The organism is Vibrio sp., from assembly GCF_050299255.1.
In the GTDB taxonomy this organism is placed as follows: domain Bacteria; phylum Pseudomonadota; class Gammaproteobacteria; order Enterobacterales; family Vibrionaceae; genus Vibrio.
Genome location: NZ_JBNKVP010000035.1, coordinates 1 through 23,848 on the forward strand (window position 1 = coordinate 1; position 23,848 = coordinate 23,848).

Here is a 23,848-nt window from a genome sequence, read left to right on the forward strand (position 1 = left end):
TTGAATAGTCTCTACGCGAGCTTTCAGTTTTTGTCCGGGGCGGAAGGTCACCACGCGACGAGCTGTGATGGGAATGTCTTCACCGGTTTTTGGATTTCGACCAGGACGTTCATTTTTATCTCTAAGGTCAAAGTTACCAAAGCCAGACAATTTTACCTGTTCGCCGCTTTCAAGGGCTTTTCGAATTTCTTCGAAAAATGCCTCAACCGTCTCCTTGGCATCCCGTTTACTGTATCCAAGATTCTCAAACAGGTTTTCAGCCAGATCGGCCTTTGTAAGCGCCATAAAACTTCCCTCAAAGGTGTGTTGAACACTACTGCCAACAGGCAGCTCGAATGGATTTCGCTACGCCAATCAACAACATATCGGCTTTACCTTGGAAAGTGTATGCCAAGCTTCTGATTTTCGCCAACTTTTTTGTTTGTCCTTAGGTAAAAATTCTGTCAAAACAATAAGATAATAAATCTGGCGTTCCGTTTATTTGTCTATCAAAGCAACGCATTTCACTCAGCTTGCAGCATCAAAAACTGCATATAACAAAAAACCAAGCCATATGTACTAATTTAGTGGTTGCTAACTTATGTGCTTCAAAAAACAATATTTAACAAAATCATGCAGTTAAATTTGGTGACTGTAAAAAAAAAGCCAGCAGATGCTGGCCTTTTTTCGTAACTGTTCGGATTACAGGAAGTGAATAGAAGCATTCAACGACAGCGTTTTTACATCGTCGTGCTTCAGGTTATACACCATGTAGCTGGCACCAAGAGAAATTGGTCCCATTGCGAAGTACTCGACACCCACACCGTACAACGTTGACAGTTCTTTCTCGCTGTAGTTGGTACCTTTCAGTTCGTACTGATGTACACCAGCTTTGGCGTATACGTGTAGTGGGCCAAAATCGATGCTTGGTTTCGCTGCAGCGTAGTACGATTTGGCACTGAAGTCGCGTGATGCATTGTCGTAGTTGGTGGTGAATTTACCGTGGTCCTGATAACCCACTTCAAGGCCGATAAACGGCAGAATACCAGTACCAACGTGAATATTATAAGAAGTGTCGGTATTGCCGTTAATGTCGGACTGGCCCGCGCTGGCTCCGCCGTAGATTAAAGCATCCGCAGAAGCCGCAGTTGAAACACCCAGTAGTGCCAATGCCAATAAAGTTTTTTTCATGATTAACCTTCTTTAGTGTTATCCGGCAATAGTAGCCCGGCTACCTATTGCCACATTCCATTCGAAAATGGCTGTAATTTGTCAGTACAAGCCAATGTATGCAATTCATGTACCTAGTTTTAACGGCCGGACTGTCATCATCCTACCGCCCGATGCCATTTAGCAGGCATCGATGGCATTTTTAACCCGCTTATCCGACACCGGATACGGAGTGCCTAGTTGCTGCGCAAAGTAGCTGACCCGCAACTCTTCGATCATCCAGCGGATCTCTTTAACTTCAGGCGGCATTGCCATGCCTTTAGGTATTTTGTTCAGCAGTTCCTGGTAATCTTTACTAACCGATTCGATTTTCAGCATGTGCAGACGGTCTTTGTTCGGGTCAATCGGCAGCTTTTCCATTCGCCGTTCAATCGCTTTCATGTAGCGTAAAATATCCGGCAAGCGCTTCCAACCACATTCCGTGGCAAAACCTTTGAAAATGAGACCTTCTATCTGAGCTTTAATGTCAGAAAGTGCAAACGCCATGGTGAAATCGATCTTACCTTTCAACTTTTTGTTGATGCTGAACGCGGTGGTAAGAATCGTTTCTACCTGCTGGGCAATTTCCACCACCGTATCACCGAGCTCGGCCCGGACATGTTCTTTCAGCGCTTCAAACTGTTCCGGCTGCCAGACCAAACCGCCCTGCTCTTCAATCAGTTTGTCGACACCGCAGGCAATGCAGTCGTCAATTAGGTCCAGCACTTTGCCATACGGGTTGAAATAGAGCCCCAGTTTGGACTTATTCGGCAAATGAGTGTGCAGATATTTGATCGGCGACGGCACATTCAACAGAATCAAGCGGCGCTGACCGGCACTCATTGCCGCCTGCTGCTCTTGCTCAGTTTCATACAGCTTGATTTCTACACTGTCTTTATTGTCGACCAGCGCCGGGAAGGCTTTAACCTGATAACCGCCGCGTTTCTGCTGATACACCTTTGGCAGCTCACCAAAGCTCCAGGTGTGCAGCCCCTGCTGCTCAATATCATCGTCTGCCACTTTGGACAGAGTTTCCTGCACTTTGTCTTTCAGGCTCTCTTTCAGCTGGTAAAGATCTTTGTTCTCTTTCAGCTTGCGATGGCGATGGTCAACTGCCCGGAAAGTGATCTTGAGATGCTCCGGTACTTGCTGCAGATTCCAGTCTTCGCGAAGGATTTCAACCCCGGTCATCCGCCTTAACTCTTTTTCCAGCGCATCCAGCAGCGGAACTTCGGTTCCGGACACCCGGGCCAGGAACGCGTCCGCGTAGTTCGGTGCAGGTACAAAGTTTTTGCGTAATGTTTTTGGCAACGACTTAATTAAGCTCACCACCAGTTCGTGGCGAAGGCCCGGGATCTGCCAGTCAAACCCAGCAGGCTCAACCTGGTTCAATACAGGCAGAGGCAGGTGCACTGTGACACCGTCACTATCTTCACCCGGTTCAAACTGATAGCTGAGTTTCAGCTTCAAGCCATTCTGGAACCAGAAGTTAGGGTAATCGAGATCGGTAACGTGGCTGGCGTCTCCCTTGAACAGCATCTCTTTTTCAAAGTTGAGCAGTTCAGGGCTGGATTTAGCCGCCTGCTTCCACCAGCTGTCGAAATGTTTACCAGAGACGACTTCGGTACCAATGCGCTGATCGTAAAAATCGAACAGCTCATCGTCTTCAACCAGAATATCCCGCCGGCGGGATTTGTGCTCCAGCTCTTCCACTTCCTGTAATAGTTTGCGGTTCTGGCGGAAAAACGCATGTTTGGTTTCCCATTCCCCTTCGACCAGTGCACTGCGGATAAAGATTTCCCGGCTCAGTACCGGATCGATGGCGCTGTAGTTGACCAGGCGTTTGGCAACAATCGGCACGCCGTAGAGCATGACTTTTTCATAGGCCATCACCGCTGCACGTTTTTTCGACCAATGCGGCTCACTGTAGCTGCGTTTGATCAGGTGCTTAGCCAGCGGTTCAATCCATTCCGGCTGAATTTTGGCAATGATACGCCCCCACAGCTTTGAAGTTTCCACCAGCTCGGCGGACATCACCCACTTGGGCTGTTTCTTAAACAGGCCGGACGCCGGGAAGATATGGAAGCGGGCATTGCGCGCGCCCTGGTATTCGTTTTTCTCCTGGTCTTTTACCCCGATGTGCGACAGCAAACCGGTCAGGATGGCACTATGCACCCCCTGGTAACCGCCCGGCTCATCATTGAGTTTGAAGTCCATTTCCCGCATCGCCTGGTGAAGCTGGAAGTAAACATCCTGCCACTCTCTGACTCGCAGGTAGTTCAGGTAATCCTGTTTACACTGTTTGCGGAACTGGTTGCCCGTTAGCGCTTTTTGCTGCTTTTGAACGTAGTCCCACAGGTTTACAAAAGTCAGAAAATCGGACTCTTCGTGGAAGAAGCGGCGGTGTTTGTCATCAGAAGATTGCTGCTTGTCACTTGGACGCTCACGTGGATCTTGAATCGAGAGCGCCGACGCAATCACCATGATCTCTTTCAGGCAGCCATATTTAGGCGCTTCCAGTACCATACGCGCCAAGCGCGGGTCGATAGGCAAACGAGCCAGCATCCGACCAACTTTGGTCAGCTGTTTCTTGGCGTCTTTCACCTCGCTATTGATGGCGCCCAACTCTTCCAGCAGGCGCACACCATCCTGAATATTGCGTTTATCTGGCGCTTCAACAAATGGAAACGCCTGAATGTCGCCCAAGCCCAGAGCGGTCATCTGCAGGATGACGGACGCCAGGTTGGTGCGCAGTATTTCCGGATCGGTAAACTCCGGCCGGGAGTTGAAATCTTCCTCGGAATAGAGGCGGATACAGATCCCTTCCTCTACCCGGCCACAACGGCCCTTACGCTGGTTGGCGCTGGCCTGAGAGACCGGCTCGATCGGCAGACGCTGGACTTTAGTCCGGTAGCTATAGCGGCTGATACGGGCCGTCCCCGGATCAATCACATATTTGATACCCGGCACCGTGAGCGAGGTTTCTGCCACGTTGGTTGCCAGTACGATGCGGCGGCCAGTGTGCGGCTGAAAAATTTTGTTCTGCTCGCCAGCGGATAAGCGGGCGTACAGCGGTACGATTTCAGTACTCTTTAAATTGCGTTTTGAGAGCGCATCGGCCGTATCGCGAATTTCCCGTTCGCCATTCATGAAGATCAGAATATCGCCCAGGCCTTCATCACACAGCTCGTCCACCGCTTCAAAAATGCCTTCCAGTTGATCGCGGTCGTCATCCACTTCACCACTGAGTGGCCGGTAACGGGTTTCCACCGGATAGGTACGGCCAGAGACTTCAATAATCGGCGCATTAGAAAAATGCTTCGAGAACCGCTCAGGGTCAATGGTAGCCGAGGTAATGATCACTTTGAGATCAGGGCGACGCGGCAACAGTTCTTTCAGGTAGCCGAGAATAAAGTCGATATTCAGACTGCGTTCGTGCGCTTCATCGATAATGATGGTGTCATACTGATTCAAAAAACGGTCGTGCTGAATTTCAGCCAGCAGAATACCGTCTGTCATCAGTTTGATTTGAGTATTGTCCGACACCTGGTCATTAAAGCGGACTTTGTAACCGACATACTCGCCCAGTTGGGTGTGCATCTCTTCGGCAATACGATTGGCCACCGAACGGGCGGCTAACCGGCGTGGCTGAGTGTGACCAATCAGACCAAAACGCCCCCGCCCCAACTCGGCACAGATTTTTGGCAACTGGGTAGTTTTACCAGAACCGGTTTCACCGGCAACAATCACCACCTGGTGCTGCTCAATGGCATCAGCGATGTCTTGTTTTTTCTGGCTAACCGGTAAGATTTCCGGATATTCGATATGAGGTTTGAACTGGCTACGCTGCTCGGCATCCGCCATAGAGCGAGCAATATCGAGTGCGATCTCATCGAATACCGCGTTGCGGGCAGCCGGCTTGGCAATCTTACTGGCACCCGAAATACGTTTATTCAGGCGAAAGCGGTCACGCAGCATGCACTGATCGAGTGCCTTGCGCAGTGAACCGGCTGTATTAGCGCTGGCCTTAATTGGCTGTGCTTGATCTGGCTGAGACGAAGTCAAAGCGTTCCCTATCTTGGCTAACAAAAATAAAATTGGCGGGATTGTAGCATATTTGCGGTGAAGATCGTTGCAAAACCAAGCCTTAGCCACTAACTGGTGATAGATTAATCAGCCGATGATATCGATTGATGAAATCCTCTGTTTGATAACAAAAATGGCCACTATCTCACTGTTTTTTGTCAATTTGGCTGCGGTTTTTCCGTTACAATCAACTAGGATTTGATTATTGATGCGCCAGTTTGTCTCTGTCTGATTTAATTTACCAAGGTGCCACGCGATTGTGAAAGCTTCTTACCTACTGACTCTGTTACAACAAATTCCCGCTGACTGTGACCCGGATGTCGTAACCGGAGAAGAGTGGCTGCCTGAGCAACTGATAGAAGCGCATTTCGACCGGCAAACGGTCATGCTGCATTTTGATAATGCGCCTGAGGAAATCGAAGGCGAAGAAGAAGGACGCGGATTCGTCGAGCATGAGATGACACTGATCCGTGAACGGTTTGACCAGATCATCAGCTCGGGGATACCTAAACAACAACAAGTAGAGCTGCTGTTGCAGCTGTTTTTGCTGGCACATGAACAGACCAGCGCGGATGTCATTGAACAGCTTGAGTTACCCCTCCACCTACCGTTAGAAGATTCAGCCTGAGGAGGTTCTGTTGCCCGGTTCACCCTTACCCCTTATTCTGTCTGGACCGTTACTGCGTAAAGTCAGCACAGACGAAGTCGTGTTATGGCTGGTGACCAGCGAACCTTTGTCGGGCAACTGCGTACTGATAAACGAAGCTGAACAATCCGTACTCAGCGAGGTAACACTTTCCCGCAGCCAGCATCTGCCACTTGGCAAACGGTGCCACCTTTATTTGATTCAGCACCAAGGCACCTTTCCAAAGCAAACCACCCTCGGTTACGACATTCACACCCAAACGGGCAATCTGGCAGAGCTTGTTCCTTCTTTGCTTTATCCAGGCGAAAGCAGGCCTCAATTTATCATCAGCGGCAAAGCCGACCATATCATTCATGGCTCGTGCCGCAATCCCCACGATGCCAACCCCGATGCACTTGCCACTGCAGCCCGTAATATGGAGTCGTTAGCGCCGAATGAGCGGCCGGACATGATCATGATGACCGGCGATCAAATTTACGCCGACCATGTCGCCGGCCCGGTGCTGAAAGCGATCCATCTGGTCATCGACCTGCTGCAACTGCCAGCGGAACAGTTTAGCCAGGCCCGGTTTTCTGACAGTACCGAGCTCTATCAACACCCAGACAGTTATTACGGCCGGGACAAACTGCTACCCAAAGTGGACATCGATTCGGGCTGGCTGGCCAAGCTGTTTACGCCCAGGCCGCAGCCGGTATTTACCTCTCATGACAACGAGAACCACCTGATTTCTCTGGCAGAGTTTATCGCCATGTACCTGTTAGTCTGGTCACCACAACTGTGGCAAGTACTGGAAGATCAAAGACAAAGCCCGCTAGCTCAGGATGCCGCAGGTGAACTTACTGACAAATGGCAATCGCTTTGGCAGCAGGAATTGTCCGCTGTCCGCCAGTTTGTGAACGGGCTGACCGATGTTCAGCGACTTCTGGCACACCTGCCGAGCTATATGATTTTCGATGATCACGATATCACCGACGACTGGAACCTGACCGTCGGCTGGGAAAAAGCCGCGCTTGAGCACCCGCTTTCCAGACAGATCATTGGCGACGGTCTATTGGGCTACTGGCTTTGTCAGGGCTGGGGGAACGCCCCAGAGCAATTTGACGATCATTTTGTCCAACTGGCGCGCGATTACTTTGACCAACCCAGCGACAATGAGCGTCATCAAATTCTGATAGACCACCTGCATCGGTTTGAACGCTGGCATTACACCCTGAATACCGAACCCAGAGTGGTGGTGCTGGATACCCGCACCCGCCGCTGGCGTTCAGAATCCCGGTTGAACAAACCGTCTGGCCTGATGGACTGGGAAGCCTTGCTCGAGTTTCATCAGCAGATCCTCGATCAGGACAAAGTGGTGATCGTCTCTGCCGCGCCCATGTTTGGCGTCAAGTTTATTGAAATCTTACAGCGCATCATGACCTGGCTGGGTAAGCCGCTGCTGGTCGATGCGGAAAACTGGATGGCCCATCCTGGCAGCGCCAATACCCTGATCAGTATTTTTACCCATACCAAAACCCCGACCAACTACGTGATATTGTCCGGCGATGTCCACTACTCGTTCGCTTACGATATTCGGCTGAGATTTCGCAAGTCCAGCCCACACATCTATCAATTCACCTGCAGTGGCTTCACCAGTCAGTTTCCTGAGCCGCTACTCAGTGTCTGCGATGCCATGGATCGGCTACTCTACACCCCACGTTCGCCGCTTAACTGGCTAACCAAACGTAAACGACTCAAAATTCAGAAGCGCGCACCGGCGACAAAAGGCAGTAAGCGATTGGTCAATGCCAGCGCCTACGGCGAGATAAAGCTGGATGCAGAAGGTAAACCGGAACAAGTGCAGATTGTGACCGGGGATGGTCAGGTGATCCCCTTTATTGCCAAATTTTCACAGAAATAACTTGCTAAATCAGCCCGGAGACCGCATTTATTAAACAATGGTCAACAAAATGCGTCTCTATCATGCTTACGAAAATTACCTCACTGTTTCAGCAAATCTTTGATGAAAACAAAATTCACAGTGCCAAATCCGATAATCCGGATTTAGCCATCGCCTGCCTGCTGAGCGAAGTCGCCGGAGCCGACTACCAGATTGATGACACAGAGCGCGAGGTGAAAACCAGTCTGCTGGCTAAACTGACCGACATCACTACCGACCAGGCGATTAGCTTATTGGAACAGGCAGAGCAAACCTTAAAACACTCTGCTTCCCTATATGACTTCACTTCCCAACTGCGTGCGCTCAGTCAGGAAACTCGCTTCGAACTAATTAAAGCCATGTGGGACGTCGCACACGCCGACGGTGTGATCGATCCGCTGGAAGATGCAGTGATCCGTAAAACAGCTGAACTGCTGTACGTGGACCACAGTGAATTTATCCGCGCCAAGTTACAATCCAGCCAACAATCTTAATCTGTTACTAAACCTTTCGGTGTCGGTGGATATTTTTCATTAGCTGCTATCCTCAAATCAATACGTTGATAAGGATATCCCATGCTAAATAAAATATTCACCGGCTTGTTGTTGCTCTCAATTCAGTCCAATGCACTCGCCTGGCAGGCGGAACTGATCGTCGACGGGTTGGATATCCCCTGGGGCATCACCATGGTCAATGACTCCACTATGCTCATCACGCAAAAGCAAGGTGAAGTCGGCGTGGTGGAGATTCCCGCCAAGCGCTACCAAACCATCAGCCGGATAAAAGGCGTCACATCAGGTGGACAAGGGGGGCTGCTCGATATTGCCCGCTCCCCTTTTCAAAGCGGCGAGTTTTATTTCACCTACAGTAAAACCACCGATAGCGGCGTGGACACGACTTTGGCCAAAGCCAAAATCCTCAACAACCAACTATCGGACTGGCAAGATCTGCTGGTGACCCGCTCCAACTCCCGCACCGGACGCCACTTTGGCAGTCGAATCACCTTTGACGAACAGCATGTCTATTTTGGTATTGGTGATCGGGGAGAAAGGGAAAACGGTCAGAACACCCTGACCCATTCCGGCAGTATCCTGAGAGTCAATCCCGATGGCTCTACCCCAACGGACAACCCTTTTGTAAACAACGCCAAATTCCAGCCGCAAATCTGGAGCTATGGTCATCGAAACCCGCAGGGGCTGTTTTTCGACCAAGCCAGTCAAATCTTATGGGAAATCGAACACGGCCCGAGAGGCGGTGATGAAATCAACCTGATTAAAAAAGGCGCCAACTACGGGTGGCCGGTCACTTCACACGGTAAGGAATATTGGGGACCGCTGGATGTCGGTGAAGCCAAAGAAAAGCCGGGGATCGAATCACCGCGTAAGGTCTACATCCCCTCTATCGCGCCAGGCAGCCTGGTAATGTACCGCCACACTAAGTATCCAGAACTGAATGGCAAGCTGCTGACTGGCGCGCTGAAACTGGCCCATATCAACGTGCTGACTTTGGACGACGACCAGAACATCATCACAGAACAACGCATACTGGAAAACCTGGGCGAACGAATCCGCGATATTGAAGTTGCCAGTGATGGCAATATCTACTTCAGTACCGACAGCGGGAAGATCATGCGCCTGGTGCGTTAATGGGAACCACCAGCGACACCAGTCAGCGTCATCTGAGGTTCATATTGCCAGTCTAGAGTTTCAGATTATCCCTGTCTGAGTGTCGCCGTTGAAGCCTCTAAAGCGTTACCAGTACGAACGTTACGCAATTTTATGTAATCTCGCCTATCCGCGTGTATTCAAACAGACCCGTTACGGGTTTGATCCCAATGGCCAGCGTGTAATTCGCAATCAGTATGGCAAAATTGTTAGCCGGGTGTTGTGGAGCAAACGAAGCAACGAGGCTGTGGTGGTTATCAAAGGTTCACACAGCCTCAGCGACTGGCTACTCAACTTCGCGCTGTGGACCCGCAGCTGCCGTTCGTTAGGTTTGCCCTATCGGATTCACGCCGGGTTCTATCACTTGCTTTGCCAGGAAAGCCAACCAAGCCGAAATGAAGACTCGCTTGGAATGAGCGTAATCGAACGGCTGGAGTCTGCCGTCGAACCGTTGCTTGCGCAGGGAAAAAGAATTGCCATCACCGGACACTCGTCCGGCGGCGCTATTGGCTGTGTGTTCGCCGACTATCTGGAGCAAAAATACCCCACGAGCGTCAAACGGGTGGTGACATTTGGCCAGCCCGCGATTGGAAACTGGCAGTTTAAACATCGCTATCAACTCAGCCAGCGAACCTACCGCATCTGCTGCGATCTGGATATCGTCACCTTTATGCCGCCGGTACCGCTGATTTACTGGCACGTGGGCAAAATGCTCTGGCTGTATAATGGCAAAATATACGAAAACACTCCCACTTTGATCCGCCTCGGCCGAACTATGGTGAGCTGGTTAATTCGCCCATTCTCATACCACCTGATGAGCAAATACATCAGGAACAAAGACTTCTTTGATGAGCGTTAGCGTTCAAGCAAAACCAAAGATTTTAGCGGATACGAAAAAGCCCCCGACATTTCTGTCGAGGGCTTAGAATTTGGAGCGACACACGAGGTTCGAACTCGTGACCTCAACCTTGGCAAGGTTGCGCTCTACCAACTGAGCTAGTGTCGCTTTAACAACGTTTCCGCTGTTCAGGGCTGCGAATTATAAGAGCATTTCGAGATGATGCAAGCCCTAGCAGAAAAAAAATCGTTTTTTTTTTCGATTGTCGAAAAAGTCAGCAATTTCTGACCAAAATCGACCAATTGACGTTCAATCTAGATGCTAAAAATAGTTTGCCGATAGTATTTTAGCTCTGCGATCGATTCTCGGATGTCGTCCAGCGCCAGGTGACTGCCCTGTTTGCTGAAACCATCCAGTATTTCCGGTTTCCAGCGACGGGTCAGTTCTTTGATGGTGCTGACATCGACATAACGGTAATGGAAGTACTGCTCGAGCTCAGGCATGTGGCGATATAAGAATCGACGATCCTGACCGACACTATTACCGCAGATCGGGGATTTGCCTTGCGGTACCCATCGCTGCAGGAATTCAACGGTTTGTTTTACCGCTTCGGCTTCATCTATCTGACTTTGACGAACGCGTTTGACCAAGCCACTGGCGGTATGCGTCGTGGTACACCAGTCATCCATTTTTGCCAGTTCGTCTTCCGGCTGATGAATGGCAATTACCGGGCCTTCCGCTAAAATATTCAGCTCAGCATCGGTAACAATAGTGGCAATTTCAATGACTTTATGGGTCTCAGGATCTAAGCCAGTCATCTCAAGATCGATCCAAATCAGGTTCTGGTCGCTAAACGACATAATCGCGTTGCCTATTTGTTTGCGGATAAAACAGGTACTATACCCAAAATTGGATCGACAGGATAGCGTGGCTCAACGCTCCATTGCTAACCGGGTCGCGGCTGTTTAACAACCTAAGAAAAGATTGTGGCAAAAAAGAAAAAGCTAACCAAAGGTCAGGTAAGACGCGTGCGTCATAACCAGAAAAAACGTCTCGAACGGGAAGACACCGTGCAATGGGACGAGGCCATGCTGGGAACCAGCCAGTCAGGCCTGGTTATAACCCGCTTCGGCCAGCATGCGGATATAGAAGACAGTACCAGTGGTGAGATACACCGCTGTAACCTGCGACGGGGGATTGAATCTCTGGTTTCAGGCGACCGGGTATTGTGGCGTCCCGGACTGGAATCCATGGCGGGCATTTCCGGCGTGGTGGAGGCTGTGGAGCCCCGCCATTCGGTATTAACCCGGCCGGATTACTATGATGGTCTGAAACCCGTTGCGGCCAATGTCGACCAAATGGTAATCGTAAGCTCGGTATTACCTGAACTGTCGCTGAATATCATCGACCGTTACCTGATTGCCGCGGAAACGCTGGCCATCGCACCTCTTATCGTGCTGAATAAAGTCGATCTGCTCGACCAACAACAGCGCGAACTTTATCAGGAGTGGCTCAGCGAGTACCAGCGTATCGGCTATACCGTGCTGCTGGTGAGTAAAGAGTCCGGTGAAGGTATTGAGATGCTTGAAAAAGCGCTGGCGGATCAGGTTAATATTTTTGTCGGCCAGTCCGGCGTCGGTAAATCCAGCCTGGTCAACGCGCTGATGCCAGAACTCAACATCGAAGAAGGCGAGATTTCTGAGACGTCCGGTTTGGGACAACACACCACCACCGCTGCCAGACTTTACCATATTCCTTCCGGTGGCGATTTGATTGACTCGCCCGGAGTACGCGAATTCGGACTCTGGCATCTGGAGCCGGAGCAAATTACCCAGGCATTCAGAGAGTTTCGCCCCTATCTGGGTGGCTGTAAATTCCGCGACTGTAAACACGATGATGATCCAGGCTGCCTGATCCGCCAAGCGGTGGAAGATGGCGAAATCAGTGAAATCCGTTTCGAAAATTACCATCGTATTTTAGAAAGCATGCAGGAAAATAAGGCCAATCGTCAGTATTCGCGCAATAAAAAAGCCGATCTCTAGACGCATTTAACAATCAAAACGTAGCGATTTACTGACATTAACCGCAATTTTCAGTACTATCTCGCGCCCTGACACCCCAAACATCGAGTTAACATCGGAACATATCCATGGATAAATTGAAAGTTGGATTGCAGTACTGGATCCCTCAACACGGTTTGACCCGCCTGGTCGGCAAACTTGCCTCAGCAAAAGCTGGCCGCCTGACTACCGCGGTCATCGGCTGGTTTATAAAAAAATACCGGGTCAATATGGATGAGGCATTGCACTCAAACATCGATCACTACCAGACTTTCAATGAGTTCTTTGTCCGGGAACTTAAAGCTGGCGCACGCCCCATCAGCGAAGGGGAATCTCTGCTGACCCACCCTGCGGACGCTTGTGTCAGTCAGTTTGGTGCCATTGAGCAAGGGCAACTGATTCAGGCCAAAGGGCATCTGTTTTCAGCCCAGGAGCTGCTCGGTGGTGATGCCAGCTTAGCCGAGCAATTTGCCGAGGGTGAATTTGCGACCCTTTACTTGTCACCACGGGATTATCACCGGGTGCATATGCCTTGCGATGGTGTATTGCGTCAGATGATCTATGTACCGGGCGATCTGTTCTCGGTTAACCCGTTAACCGCCAACAATGTTCCAAACCTGTTTGCACGCAATGAGCGGGTGGTTTGCATTTTTGATACTGAGTTTGGCCCGATGGCCCAGGTGTTGGTCGGTGCCACTATTGTCGGCAGTATCGAACTGGTCTGGGCGGGTACCGTGACGCCGCCAAGAGGTAATACCGTTTACCGCTGGGATTATCCGGCTGAAGGTGACAAAGCGGTTAAATTAAGCAAAGGTGAGGAAATGGGTCGCTTTAAACTGGGCTCAACCGTGATCAACCTGTTTGCAAAAGATCAAATAACCTTTGACGCCAGTATGCAACTGAATGCACAAACCCGAATGGGTGAAGCCTACGCTCAGGCAAAAGTTGACCAATAAACCTCCTTGGTACTGAATGGCTTTAAAACCCCGATATACTCGGGGTTTTTTATTGATTAAAAACAACAATATGACAACATTTATCGATAGATTTCAAAACTCTAATCCGTCTCTTAGACCCCGGCTACCGAATTCTTTACTCTTATTGGCAGACGTTATTTTTAGAGGTTTCATTATCCATGAACAGATTAGATATCGGGATTGTGGTTAAGCTGTTGGTCTGCTTTGCCATTCCGCTCGGCATTTTGATGTTGCCGATTGACGCGATTCCCATCGAAGGATTGACCCTGATCCAGCATCGACTACTGGCGATATTTTTACTGGCGGCTCTACTTTGGGTACTTGAGCCGGTGCCGGTGTTCGCCACCTCAATACTGATTATCGCCCTAGAGCTGATCATGATCTCCAACAAAGGGCTGCATTGGTTTCGAACCCCGCCGGTGGGGCATGAAATGGGTGACTTCATCGCCTATACCGACATTTTCAGTGCCTTTTCGTCTCCGATCATCATCCTGTTTATGGGCGGTTTCGCGCTAGCGATCGCGGCATCGAAATACGAACTGGACAACAACCTGGCGCGGGTGCTGCTTAAGCCTTTTGGTAAACAACCCAAATTCATCATGCTCGGTCTGATGTTGATCACCGCGGTATTTTCGATGTTTATGTCCAATACCGCGACCACTGTGATGATGCTGGCACTGCTGGGGCCAATTGTCGCTTCCGCTCCCAAAGGCGACCTGGGGATCAAAGCACTGGTGCTGTGTATTCCTATTGCCGCCAATACCGGTGGCATAGCCACGCCAATCGGTACGCCCCCCAATGCCATTGCGCTGCAATATCTGACCGGTAGCAACAGCATTACGTTCTTATCCTGGATGATGATGGGACTGCCGTTTGTCATCGTACAGCTAACGCTGGCCTGGTTCCTGCTGCAAAAACTGTTTCCTTCCCAACAACGGGAGATGGAGCTCAAACTGGATGGCCGGTTCCAGAAAAACTGGCGCGCAATCGTCGTCTACGTCACTTTTGCCGGCACCATACTGCTGTGGATGACCACTCAGCTGCACGGGATGAACACTTATGTGGTGTCTATCGTGCCGCTGGCGGTCTTTACCCTGACCGGCATTATGGGCAAACCGGAGCTGAAACAAATTAACTGGGATGTGCTCTGGCTGGTCGCCGGGGGTATCGCCATTGGTATCGGGCTGGACAAAACCGGCCTTGCCTCAGCGCTGGCCCACGCGATTAACTACGAATCGCTGCCACCAATGGCGATCATCATTTCTCTGTCGCTGGTCTGCTGGCTGATGGCTAACTTTATGTCCAATACCGCGACCGCTAACCTGCTGATGCCAATCGCGGCGGCGATAGGCGCATCGATGGAAAGCCTCGCCGCACTGGGTGGCCTGCAGGCGCTGTTGGTGGTGGTCGCTTTCTCAGCCTCGCTGGGTATGATACTGCCAGTATCGACACCACCCAATTCTCTGGCTTACTCCACAGGGCTTATCGAAAGCAAGGATATGGCTAAAACCGGCGTGATCATCGGTATTGTCGGCCTGTTGATTGTCTACTGCGCCACGCTGATCCTCAGCTAAACTCACCCGGCCCGCTTATCGACAGGCGGGCCATTATCTCCCTCCATTTTTTGATGGAATTGGCACTGTCAGCCAGGCATCACGCCCTTTGGTTTCACACCGCAGGCACCGCGGTAAACAATCTTCTGATTACATTCAATTAACACTATGTTTAACCGATGTTTTGATGCATATTGTTGGCCCGAATGAGTTTGATTTTGCAAGGATGCCCCTGGCAATGGGATACGAATGGCTGGCGCTGGCCGCCGCATTTTTATGGGCTGTGGCCAGCTTATTATCGGTCACACCCGCTCAGCATCTGGGTACATTTGCCTATAGTCGCTGGCGTATGGGGTGTACCTCACTGATCCTGGCCAGCATGGCCTGGGCGACCGGCGGCTGGCAAACCGTCGAGCTGACCTCGCTGTCCGCGATGGTACTGTCCGGATTGATCGGAATATTTATCGGAGATACCGCACTGTTTGCCTGCCTGAACCGGATGGGGCCACGCCAGGCGGGGCTGCTGTTTTCCTGCCATGCGGTGTTCTCGGCTGTGCTCGGTTATTTCCTGTTTGGTGAGAGCATGACCGCCTGGGAGCTGATCGGCGCCAGCCTGGTGTTTTCCGGCGTCCTCACCGCGATTTTCTTTGGCCGGCGCGGCCAGGCAAATAACCGACTGGAAATGGTTCAGGGCAGCGTCTGGTTTGGCATTGCGCTGGGCCTGATGGCTGCTCTTTGCCAGGCACTTGGCGGCATCATCGCTAAACCTGTAATGCAAGGGCCAATTGACCCGGTGGCCGCGTCCGCACTTCGCATGATCAGTGCTTTTGTCGCCCATTGTCTGCTGCGTCTTACCGGCACTAAACTGGCCAGGGCAACCCGGCCAATCACCTGGTCGATTCTTTCCGTTACCGCCATCAATGGCTTTCTGGCCATGGCGGTGGGGATGACGTTAATTCTGTATGCCCTGCGTGAAGGTAACGTCGGCATGGTCGCGCTGCTGTCATCCACCACCCCGATCATGCTGCTGCCGCTACTGTGGTGGTACACCAAACAGCGCCCCAACCGATTTGCCTGGCTGGGAGCGTGTCTGGCAGTGGTGGGAACCAGCATACTGGTGCAATAGCCGGCTATCACAACAATAGCTATATTCAGCTTTCACTTTGGCCTTGCTGTGCTAAACATAGAAGAACCATTCACTGCCGATTTAATCTGATTGGTCGATTTCATATGAAAGATAACAACAATAAATCGCACACAATAATTGATCTTACCCTACAGTTTTGGGTAAAAAGTGTAGTAAAATTACGCTAATTTATCGATTCGGGTCGGCAGACCAACAAATACGGAAAATTTGACGAGGTCAATATTATGTCAGCTAAAAAGCCTATGGCGCTGGTTATTCTCGACGGTTACGGTCACCGTGAAGACACCGCCAGTAACGCGATTGCAAACGCACAAACACCGGTCATGGATGAGCTTCTTGCTCAGTGCCCGAACACTCTGATCTCTGCATCAGGTTTGGATGTCGGTCTTCCTGACGGCCAGATGGGTAACTCTGAAGTGGGCCATACCAATATCGGTGCCGGTCGGGTGGTATACCAGGATTTAACCCGTATCACTAAATCCATCGCCGATGGTGAATTTGCCCAGACTCCAGCGCTGGTTGAAGCGATGGATAGCGCCATTGCAGCTGGCAAAGCGGTACACATCATGGGCTTGATGTCTCCAGGTGGTGTTCACTCGCACGAAGACCACATCTACGCAGCGGTTGAAATGGCAGCGGCTCGCGGCGCTGAAAAGATTTACCTGCACTGCTTCCTGGATGGCCGTGATACGCCACCACGCAGTGCACAAGGCTCTCTGCAACGTTTTAGCGAACTCTTCGAACGTCTGGGTAAAGGCCGCGTGGCGTCTCTGGTCGGTCGTTACTATGCGATGGATCGGGATAACAACTGGGAGCGGGTTCAGGTTGCCTATGACCTACTGACTCAAGCCAAAGCTGACTACCGCTTTGATTCCGCCGTCGCCGGTCTGGAAGCGGCCTACGGCCGTGAAGAAAACGACGAATTCGTCAAAGCTACAGTGATCCAGGCAGAAGGCCAGCCAGAAGCGAAAATTGAAGACGGTGATGCGGTGATCTTTATGAACTACCGCGCCGACCGCGCTCGTCAGATCACCCGGACATTTGTCGCAGACTTCGCCGGTTTTGAACGCCAGGTATTCCCAACCATTCATTTCGTTATGCTGACTCAGTATGCGGCAGACATTCCACTGGCTACGGCATTCCCACCAGCCTCATTAGAAAATACCTACGGCGAGTGGCTGTCCAAACAGGGCAAAACTCAACTGCGCATATCTGAAACCGAGAAATACGCTCACGTTACCTTCTTCTTTAACGGTGGTGTCGAGACTGAATTTGACGGTGAAGAGCGTCAGTTGGTGGCATCACCTAAAGTTGCCACTTACGATATGCAACCAGAGATGAGTTCTCAGGAACTGACCGACAAAATGGTTGCGGCAATCAAATCAGGTAAATACGACACCATTATCTGTAACTACCCGAATGCGGATATGGTTGGCCACACCGGCGTATACGAAGCCGCTGAGAAAGCCATTGAAGCTGTAGACAATAGCGTGGGCCAAATCGTCGCGGCGATCAAAGAAGTGGGTGGTCAGCTGTTGATCACCGCAGACCACGGTAACGCCGAAATGATGGTGGATCCGCAAACCGGTGGGACTCACACTGCTCACACCAATCTGCCGGTACCTCTGATTTATGTGGGTGACAAAGCCATCACCTTCAAATCAGGTGGCAAACTGTCGGACTTGGCACCAACCATGCTGGCATTGACCGACATGGAAATCCCAGCCGAGATGTCCGGACAGATATTAGTCGGATAAATCTAACCTGGTCACACAAACGCCCAAGCTAGCTTGGGCGTTTTTATTTTCTTCTTCTTCGGCTAATTGTCTTTCGTTATACTCACTTGACTCTGATTGACCAGGATACGCAGATTAATGACTCCGCAGGACAATTCGCACCGTAGAAATAGCAAGCTGGCAATATTTTTTGCCCTTGTGTCCTGGATACTCATCAGCCCTTACAGCGTGGCAGCCAGTAACGGAGAGCTGAAAGGAGTGAAAAATGAAATCTCCCGTCAGCAACAATCGCTGCAACAACAACAGAAGCAGCTGGATCAGTTGCAGAGTTCGCTTAAGCAGCAGGAGTTGTCGATCAATCAGGCCGAAAAAGCGATCAAGCAGACCCAGCAACAGTTATCGGCGTCAAAACAGAATATCAGCCAACTGAACCAGTCGGTTACCAAGCTGGAGAAACAACAGAGTGAGCAGAGCAGCAAGCTGGCGCAATTGCTGAAAACTTACTATGTCACCCACAGAGGCAATACCGCCAGCCCATTTTTGCGCGACAACGATGATCAGGATCGTATCAGTCACTATTTCCAGCACCTGGCCGCTAAGCGAGCGAAGACCATCGCTGAACTGGAAAAAACCCACAACGCCCTCAACCATGATCGCCAGCAATTGGAGCTTGAGAAACAGCAGCTGGATCAGCTACTTGCCGGCCAGATTAAGCAGCGAGATCAACTGAAACAAGCTCAGTCATCGCGCAAATCAACCGTGGGCAAAATCCGCAAAAGCATCACCAGTGATAAAGTCTATCTGGCGGAACTGCAACGCAATGAAACCCGGTTAAAAGCCGAAATAGCCAAAGCAGCTAAGCGCAATGCCGTGCCGATGGATGGCCTGGCTAGCCAGAAAGGGAAACTGGCCTGGCCGCTGAAAGGTAACGTCGTGCACCGCTACGGCAGCCGCCAGACCGGCCAAATCAACTGGAAAGGGATGGTGATTTCAGCCCGCTACGGCCAGGCGGTCAAATCAGTCTATTCCGGCACCGTGGTGTTTGCTGATTATCTGCGCGGTTATGGCCTGGTCGTATTGTTGGATCACGGTCGCGGCGACATGACCTTGTACGGTTTCAACCAGTCACTGCTGAAAAAGGAAGGGGACAAAGTTGCCGCCGGCGAAACCATCGCTCTGGCCGGGGACACCGGTGGCCAGTCACAGCCATCGCTCTACTTTGAGATTCGCCGCAACAGCAAGACCCAAAACCCAAGCCAGTGGCTGACACGCTAACAGCGGCCATTCACTGCTCCTGATCGCCATAGCGGCGCTCAACCGCGGCAATAAACTGTTGCAGATCGGTTGCTGCCAAGTGGTTGATCCCCGCCGCCGCTTCCCGGCCGCCTCCGGTGGCAAACTGACTGCATACATCTCCCGCGCCCTGCTTGTTGTTGAGCGGCGCGCGCAGTGACACTAGGTAACCGCCATCCGCATTCACGGTCAGTACCGCTTGGGCCTGATGTGGAAACTGATTCGCCAGCCAGTTGCCAAATACACCACTGACCCGTCGTGAGCTGGGCTGATCAGGCAGAATGAACAGTTGTAGAGATGCACTTTGATAGGCTGCGTCTAACTGTTGTACGCTAGCCATATCTTGCTGATAAGCACGTTGCAGACGGGAATAGGGAGAGTCATGGTCAGCGATCAACGTCAGCGGGTTTGGGTAGGCGAGTAGCTGCCGGAACAACTCGTCTGGGGGATAGTGTAAATCGCTGATCTGCTCGCCGTAACCGTTGTAATTGATCAGGGTACCCAGCTGTTTGAGGGCTCCAGCCTGACCGTGATCCAAACCAGCCTCAACCGCCAGCTGATCGGCCCGGTCGATCAGGTTGTCGCCATAGGCGGCAACAATAGCCCACAAACGGAACTCCCCGTCCAGCAGTTGGTCCACAATCAGAGAAGTACAAGTATTCGCCGCCAGATCGATATGGGCGGTCAGCGACGGATGGTGGGGAACCTCGCCCGACTGATGATGGTCGACGTACATGACTTCCACCCCCCTGGCCAGCGCCTGTTCCAGAGGCTGGTGATTCTTGGCCATGGAAATATCTAGCACCGTCGCCGAATCGCCAGGTTGCCAGTCAACTTTAGCCAGCAAATGGATGTCCCGTTTCACTCCGGTAACTAGCTGCGCTTGTCGCGGCTGTGCCAGCCGCAACTGCAATAGCGCTATGATGCCGTCAGCGTCACCGTTAAATACGTCGTAATGCATTATTTTTCCCTCGAATCAATCAGTAAAGAGTATCGATTCGAGCCGCTGACGCAAATAGGAAAAGGTTATATCTTAGGTTTCGCCACCCTAAGAGTACATCGCCATGACACCTTCAGCCAGCATCTGCAACTGCTCAGCCCCCTGTGCGGTAGCTTTCGGCTTGACGACCGCGATCATTTGCAGCATTCCTTGCAGTACCACCTGCTCAGTGATCTGCTCTTTGGGTGACATTGCCGACTGATAACCCAGCCAGCTGGAGGCTATCAGGTGTAACGTCGTCACCAGAGATTTCATCTCCGCTTCATCAACCTGAAGTAAGTCCAGCTCGACAAAAGCACGCATAATATTGATCAGATTCTGCTGGAGCTTCTCCTGCACCTGAATATAGTCCTGATGCAACTCTTCATCACGCTGCAGGATCTCGGGTAAGTTGGCGTAAAAGAAGCGGTATTTCCACATCAGGGTAAAGATCGAATCCAGATAATGTTTCAGTAACACCAGGCTCTCCTGTTGGCCCTGGATGGGAGTAAAACGCTCCAGTAGCTCGCCGGAATAGAGGGTGAAGATTTCCCGAACTATTTCCTGTTTGTTGCGGAAATGGTAGTAGAGGTTGCCCGGGCTGATATCGATATGCGCTGCAATATGGTTGGTGGTGATGTTACGTTCGCCGTTTTCGTTAAATAACTCTAGTGCCGCTAACACGATCTTGTCACGAGTTTTCATCAATAATTCAATCCCTTTCCATTTATCCCATCAGTATACGATTAGTTTGCTCAATAACAAAAGCGCCTGAGGAACTCAGGCGCTTGGAATGTGAAATTTAGCTGATTGCGGCTCGTTTACTGATGATAAGGTTTAGACAAGTCGTGAACCGCTTCAACAAAGACTCCAGCATTTTCAGGCGGAACGTCGAGATGAATCCCGTGTCCCAGGTTGAAGACATGACCGGTACCGCCAGGACCAAACCCTTGCAGAATCGACGCCACTTCTTCACGAATCCGATCGTGTGGAGCGTACAACATCGACGGATCCATGTTGCCCTGCAACGCCACTTTGTCGCCCACACGCGCTTTAGCATCCGCAATATCGATTGTCCAGTCGAGGCCAACGGCATCACAACCGGTCGCTGCGATCTGCTCCAGCCACATGCCACCGTTTTTAGTGAACAGGGTTACCGGCACCCGGCGACCGTCATTTTCGCGGATCAGGCCATCGACAATCTTGTGCATGTACTGCAGCGAGAACAGGTTGTAATCACGTGGAGTCAGTACGCCACCCCAGGTATCAAATACCATTACGGACTGAGCACCGGCTTTAATCTGTGCATTAAGGTACTCAATCACACTGTCCGCCAGTTTATCCAGCAGAGCGTGCAGCGTAGCCGGCTCGGCATACATCATCTTCTTGATTTTAGTGAAGGCTTTTGAACTGCCACCTTCAACCATGTAAGTCGCCAGCGTCCATGGGCTGCCTGAGAAGCCGATCAGCGGAACTTCACCCTGCAGATCTTTACGAATCTGACGCACCGCATTCATAACGTATTGCAGCTCGCCTTCCGGATCAGGCAGACCAATTTTATCTACATCAGCTTTACAGGTAATCGGATTATCAAATACCGGCCCTTCACCTGCCGCAAAGCGCAGTCCCAATCCCATCGCATCCGGGATAGTCAGGATGTCGGAGAACAGAATCGCCGCATCGAGCGGAAAACGGCGCAGTGGCTGCAGCGTCACTTCCGATGCCAGTTCCGCATTGCGGCAGAGAGACATAAAATCGCCCGCTTGAGCACGCGTTTCACGATACTCAGGCAAATAACGACCAGCCTGACGCATCATCCATACCGGCGTGCAGTCAACGGGTTGTTTGAGTAGGGCTCGAAGGTAACGGTCATTCTTAAGTTCAGTCATGTTTTTATCCATTAAATCGGCTAGCTGATCAGCCGCTATTCTAACATCGTTTGAGTCGCAAAAGCGGCGTGCTTTGCGCCCTAGATCATGTTATTAACTTTTAAATCAATGCTCAGATTGCGCCCAACCGTCAACAGTGTTAAAAATTTGATCGCTAGCGAAAACTACAATTATAAACTGGGTATTTAGTACTCAGCATCTCATAACGACATCTTACTTACCCCCTCCGATTCGGAGGGTTTTTTTTATCCGGGCCGCCAATATAAATGCGTCCATTTATCAGCCTTGAATGTCTTGTACTGTCTGTTCTATCAGTGCCCGAGCGATGGTTCCTTTGGGTGCCACTTCCGGTAACTGATCGCAATCGAACCACCGCGCATCGGTCAGTTCGCTGTAATCCGGTCGCAACTCTCCCTGCTGATAGTCGGCTAAAAAGCCCATCATCAGACTAGACGGAAAAGCCCAAGGCTGGCTGGAAAAATAGCGGATATTACTGATTTCAATTCCGGTCTCTTCCCGCACTTCTCGCGCCACGCACTGCTCCAGGGTTTCACCCACTTCCACAAAGCCGGCAATTACGGTGTACATGCCACTGCGATGACGTGGATGCTGAGCCAGCAAGATCTGATGCTGTTTGCGCACCGCGACAATAATGCAGGGGAAAATTCGCGGGTAGTGCAAGGTTCGGCAATCGCCGCACTGCATGGCGAACTGATTGTGATTGAGGCCGGTACGGCCGCCACAGTGGGGACAGAATCTCATGGTCTGACTCATATGACCAAACTGGACCGCTTTGCTCATCAGCAGAAACAGCGGTTCGTCAAAGTGGAGACACTCGCGTAGTGAAACCATCGACAGAGACTGCTCTACCGCGCTGTCATTCAGCCAGTAGACGTTCGAGTTCTGATACTGGCCGATGCAAACGGCCTGCTCTGCCGGTAGCCCGAGCTGTTGTGCGCTCCCTCTGGGTAACTCACCGTCAGACAGCCAGAGTTCGCTGCCTGAGACCACACACCAGAACGCATCAAGCTGCGCCAGGTTGTCATTTTTTTTTAACATTGAGATTCCCGATTGCTTGCAGTTGTTCCATTTTACTGGCAATCTAATTTCATACCAGAGGTTGTCATCATCTATAGCGGACAATCGCTGGACAGGACAAGAAGTGGTTAAAAGTAGTATGCTTCGATTCGAACTGCGATCACCCGGATGGTGATCCGATCATGAGGACATGGTCATGCTAAAAAAATTCAAACAAACCCAATCGCAATGGGGTGGCTCTAGTGCTGTGATAGACCACTGGCTGGAAACCCGCCAGTCTCTGATTGTCGAGTACTGTAAACTCGCCTCACTCCAACCTTGTTCGCAAAAATCTTCCGTTATTGAGCTTCCCTCACCTGAAGAACTGCAGAACTTCTGCCAACATCTGGTCGACTATATTTCCGAAGGACACTTTAAGATCTATGACATGGTTATGGACCAGTGGAAAGCGACTGGATTTGAAGCCACCGATGAGATCAACCACAACTATGCTGAGATAGTGGCCACCACAGAGCCACTGCTTAACTTTACTGATAAATACGCTGACGTCACCGAGGATGATCCACTGGAAGATTTTGCCGACGATCTGTCTGAAATTGGCGAGGTGATCGAAGCGCGGTTTGAAGTGGAAGATGATTTAATCCAGCTTATCGCGGACAGTTTGGCCGTCCCTCCCGGGGCTTAGTTTTGCCTCCCGGTTAGGCGGTTAGTCTGTATCCAAACACCAGAACTCAGCGTTCACACTGAACTGGCGCTATATCTTCGCGCGTACAATCTGGCCATAGCAATAGTCCTGGCCATCCGACTGATTTCAGCTTCGAATCCGACCCAATAAA

The 23,848-nt window shown here is 51.0% G+C and carries 20 protein-coding genes and 1 tRNA gene; 12 read left to right on the plus strand and 9 right to left on the minus strand.

All coding sequences use genetic code 11. The features are described from left to right. The 3 genes from ihfA to hrpA all read right to left on the minus strand — a co-directional run. The coding region (gene ihfA, locus ACQY6F_RS10875; protein WP_428774320.1) for an integration host factor subunit alpha at positions 1–285 on the minus strand (285 nt) is incomplete at its 3' end. Positions 286–681: 396 nt separating this feature from the next. Next, positions 682–1,170, minus strand: coding sequence for an outer membrane beta-barrel protein (locus tag ACQY6F_RS10880; RefSeq protein WP_428774322.1), 489 nt, complete (start codon positions 1,168–1,170; stop codon positions 682–684). Positions 1,171–1,329: 159 nt separating this feature from the next. Further along, positions 1,330–5,253, minus strand: coding sequence for an ATP-dependent RNA helicase HrpA (gene hrpA, locus ACQY6F_RS10885; RefSeq protein ID WP_428774324.1), 3,924 nt, complete (start codon positions 5,251–5,253; stop codon positions 1,330–1,332). Positions 5,254–5,533: 280 nt separating this feature from the next. On the opposite strand from hrpA, the gene ACQY6F_RS10890 reads away from it, so the two are divergent. From ACQY6F_RS10890 to ACQY6F_RS10910, 5 genes are all read left to right on the plus strand, one after another. Then, a complete protein-coding gene (locus ACQY6F_RS10890) occupies positions 5,534–5,902 on the plus strand; it encodes a hypothetical protein (RefSeq protein WP_428774326.1) in 369 nt (122 codons plus the stop codon). Positions 5,903–5,909: 7 nt separating this feature from the next. Then, positions 5,910–7,820, plus strand: coding sequence for an alkaline phosphatase D family protein (locus tag ACQY6F_RS10895; protein WP_428774354.1), 1,911 nt, complete (start codon positions 5,910–5,912; stop codon positions 7,818–7,820). Positions 7,821–7,882: 62 nt separating this feature from the next. Then, positions 7,883–8,332 carry a TerB family tellurite resistance protein gene (locus ACQY6F_RS10900; protein ID WP_428774327.1) on the plus strand — a complete coding sequence of 150 codons (450 nt, stop codon included), beginning with the start codon at positions 7,883–7,885 and terminating at the stop codon, positions 8,330–8,332. Positions 8,333–8,413: 81 nt separating this feature from the next. Next, the gene (locus ACQY6F_RS10905; protein ID WP_428774328.1) at positions 8,414–9,484 is read left to right on the plus strand and encodes a PQQ-dependent sugar dehydrogenase; all 1,071 of its coding nucleotides are present in this window, start codon (positions 8,414–8,416) and stop codon (positions 9,482–9,484) included. Positions 9,485–9,572: 88 nt separating this feature from the next. Further along, positions 9,573–10,361, plus strand: a complete 789-nt coding sequence (locus tag ACQY6F_RS10910) for a lipase family protein (RefSeq protein ID WP_428774329.1) — start codon at positions 9,573–9,575, stop codon at positions 10,359–10,361. A 71-nt stretch (positions 10,362–10,432) separates the two neighbouring features. Here the strand turns inward: ACQY6F_RS10910 and ACQY6F_RS10915 are convergent. Both ACQY6F_RS10915 and orn read right to left on the minus strand, forming a co-directional pair. Next, a tRNA-Gly gene (locus tag ACQY6F_RS10915) sits at positions 10,433–10,508 on the minus strand. A 146-nt stretch (positions 10,509–10,654) separates the two neighbouring features. Next, the gene (gene orn / locus ACQY6F_RS10920) at positions 10,655–11,200 is read right to left on the minus strand and encodes an oligoribonuclease (protein WP_428774331.1); all 546 of its coding nucleotides are present in this window, start codon (positions 11,198–11,200) and stop codon (positions 10,655–10,657) included. A 126-nt stretch (positions 11,201–11,326) separates the two neighbouring features. Between orn and rsgA the strand changes: the two genes are divergently transcribed. The 6 genes from rsgA to ACQY6F_RS10950 all read left to right on the plus strand — a co-directional run bounded on the left by rsgA (position 11,327) and on the right by ACQY6F_RS10950 (position 19,088). Then, positions 11,327–12,382: a small ribosomal subunit biogenesis GTPase RsgA gene (gene rsgA / locus ACQY6F_RS10925; protein WP_428774332.1), complete on the plus strand. Its 1,056-nt coding sequence runs from the start codon at positions 11,327–11,329 to the stop codon at positions 12,380–12,382. A 107-nt stretch (positions 12,383–12,489) separates the two neighbouring features. Further along, complete coding sequence (gene asd / locus ACQY6F_RS10930) at positions 12,490–13,356, plus strand: archaetidylserine decarboxylase (RefSeq protein WP_428774334.1); 867 nt, start codon at positions 12,490–12,492, stop codon at positions 13,354–13,356. A 179-nt stretch (positions 13,357–13,535) separates the two neighbouring features. Continuing rightward, on the plus strand, positions 13,536–14,951 hold the full coding sequence (locus ACQY6F_RS10935; protein ID WP_428774336.1) for an SLC13 family permease: 1,416 nt from the start codon (positions 13,536–13,538) through the stop codon (positions 14,949–14,951). Positions 14,952–15,168: 217 nt separating this feature from the next. Further along, positions 15,169–16,056, plus strand: coding sequence for a DMT family transporter (locus ACQY6F_RS10940; RefSeq protein ID WP_428774338.1), 888 nt, complete (start codon positions 15,169–15,171; stop codon positions 16,054–16,056). Between the two features lie 245 nt (positions 16,057–16,301). Beyond that, positions 16,302–17,834: a 2,3-bisphosphoglycerate-independent phosphoglycerate mutase gene (gene gpmM, locus ACQY6F_RS10945; protein ID WP_428774340.1), complete on the plus strand. Its 1,533-nt coding sequence runs from the start codon at positions 16,302–16,304 to the stop codon at positions 17,832–17,834. A gap of 117 nt (positions 17,835–17,951) precedes the next feature. Continuing rightward, positions 17,952–19,088, plus strand: coding sequence for a murein hydrolase activator EnvC family protein (locus ACQY6F_RS10950; RefSeq protein ID WP_428774341.1), 1,137 nt, complete (start codon positions 17,952–17,954; stop codon positions 19,086–19,088). A gap of 10 nt (positions 19,089–19,098) precedes the next feature. Here ACQY6F_RS10950 and ACQY6F_RS10955 read toward each other — a convergent pair whose 3' ends face one another. The 4 genes from ACQY6F_RS10955 to nudC all read right to left on the minus strand — a co-directional run bounded on the left by ACQY6F_RS10955 (position 19,099) and on the right by nudC (position 23,033). Continuing rightward, complete coding sequence (locus tag ACQY6F_RS10955; RefSeq protein WP_428774342.1) at positions 19,099–20,067, minus strand: DHH family phosphoesterase; 969 nt, start codon at positions 20,065–20,067, stop codon at positions 19,099–19,101. A gap of 87 nt (positions 20,068–20,154) precedes the next feature. Next, a complete protein-coding gene (locus tag ACQY6F_RS10960; protein WP_428774344.1) occupies positions 20,155–20,790 on the minus strand; it encodes a TetR/AcrR family transcriptional regulator in 636 nt (211 codons plus the stop codon). A 116-nt stretch (positions 20,791–20,906) separates the two neighbouring features. Further along, positions 20,907–21,974, minus strand: a complete 1,068-nt coding sequence (gene hemE / locus ACQY6F_RS10965) for a uroporphyrinogen decarboxylase (RefSeq protein WP_428774346.1) — start codon at positions 21,972–21,974, stop codon at positions 20,907–20,909. Between the two features lie 279 nt (positions 21,975–22,253). Next, positions 22,254–23,033, minus strand: a complete 780-nt coding sequence (nudC, locus tag ACQY6F_RS10970) for an NAD(+) diphosphatase (RefSeq protein ID WP_428774348.1) — start codon at positions 23,031–23,033, stop codon at positions 22,254–22,256. 169 nt (positions 23,034–23,202) lie between these two features. On the opposite strand from nudC, the gene rsd reads away from it, so the two are divergent. Beyond that, complete coding sequence (gene rsd / locus ACQY6F_RS10975) at positions 23,203–23,697, plus strand: sigma D regulator (RefSeq protein WP_428774349.1); 495 nt, start codon at positions 23,203–23,205, stop codon at positions 23,695–23,697. Positions 23,698–23,848 lie beyond the last annotated feature (151 nt).